Raw genomic sequence first — 1,638 nt, forward strand, 5'->3', positions numbered from 1 at the left:
GGCGACGCTGTCGGACAGCGACGAGCGGGCGCCCTCGACCGCCGACAAGGTTTCGGCGGTGCGGTTGGCGAGCGCGTCGACAAGTGCGGCATTCTCGCTGCGCAGCTTCTCGGTGGCGCGTTCTGTGACCTCTTCCATGCTCTTTTGCAGTTCCGAGCCGCCCTGGGCGAAGCGCTCGACCAGGGGCCGTGCGGTTTCGTCGAGGATCTTCGACATTTCGGCCGAACGCGCCGCGAGCATGGTGTTGAGTTCGCGGGTGTTGGCGCCGATCGTCTTGGCGGCATCGTTGGTGCTCTGGCCGATATGCTGGCCAACCGCGGTGAAGGTCTCGGCGATCACATTGGCGCGCGAGACGAGTTGCGCCTCGGCGTTCGACACCTGCTCGTTGAGCTTCTGGCCCATCGTCTCGGCCGTAAAGGCGAGGCGGTTCTCGACGCCCGAGACCTGCTCTTCGACACGGGCTGCCGCGGCTGCCGCGCTCGAGGCGAGCCGCTCGTCGGCGCCGGCAAGCGCCTGCTCGATTTCGCGGGCATGCACGGCCATTTCCTGGCCGGTCCGCCTTGCGCGTTCGGCGACCCTTTGCTCGGTATCGGCAAAGGCACCGACGATCGTCTGGGCATGCTCGCCGATCGTGGTGGTGCTGCTGGCGATGCGCGACACCAGACGCTGATCCGCGTCGTCGAAGATACGGCCGATTTCCGAGGCGCGGCTCGACAGCGCTTCCGAACCCTCGGCGATGCGCGAGACGAGCTGCTGGTCGGCGGCATCGAAGATGCGGCCAAGGTCCGATGCGCGTGCGGCAAGCGCTTCGGCCGATTCGCCGATCCGCATGCCGAGCCGCTGGTCGGCGCCTTCGAAGTTGCGCAGGATGTCGCCGGCGCGCGCGGCCAGCGACTGGGCCGTTTCGATGGCGCGGGCGACCAGCTTCTGGTCGGCGGCATCGAACGTGCCTGCAATTTCGCTTGCACGAGCTGCCAGATGGTCGGCGGTGTCCTGAGCCCGGGCGGTCAGCTGATCTGCGGTTTCCTGGGCGCGGGCGGCAAGCTTCTGGTCTGCCGCTTCGAAGGTGCCGGCGATCTGATTTGCGCGAGCGGCCAGCTGATCGGCGGTTTCATGGGCACGGGCCAGCAGCGAGCTGGACGTGTCGTCCGCGCGGGCAAGCAAGGCGTTCGACGTATCTTCTGCACGGGCGTGCAGGCGACGGTCGGCCTCCTCGAAGGTGCGGGCGATGTCTTCGGCCCGCGCCAGCAGGGCGGCGGAGGTCTGCTCGGCGCGCTCGGCGATCTTGCGGTCGGCGTCGCTGAACGCGGCACCGGCCTGCTCGTGCAGGGTGCTGGTGACTTCCAGCACCTTTTCGCGCAGGGCGCCGGCGACAAACACGGCGCTCTTCTCGAGCACGGCGCGGACGTTGTCGACGCCTGTCGAGAGCGCACGTTCCATGGTGCCGGCGCGCTCCTCGATGATGCCGGTCTGGCGACTGAACGCCTGCTCGATCTTCTCGACATCGGCAGCGATCGCGTCGGAAATGCCGGTGCTTCTGGCAGCGATCTGGTCGATATGGCCCGACAGCGAGCGGTCAACGTCCTTGCGGGTCTCGGCGAGCTTGCCGAGATCGTCTTCCAGCGCGCGGGTCAACAT

Annotated in this window: 1 pseudogene; it reads right to left on the reverse strand. The window is 67.8% G+C overall.

Annotated elements, in window-relative coordinates:
* A pseudogene (locus EN914_RS34720) lies at nucleotides 1-1,638 on the reverse strand (kinesin); the annotation flags it as partial.

It is taken from the genome of Mesorhizobium sp. M7A.F.Ca.CA.001.08.2.1 (assembly GCF_003998455.1).
Lineage (GTDB): Bacteria > Pseudomonadota > Alphaproteobacteria > Rhizobiales > Rhizobiaceae > Mesorhizobium > Mesorhizobium ciceri.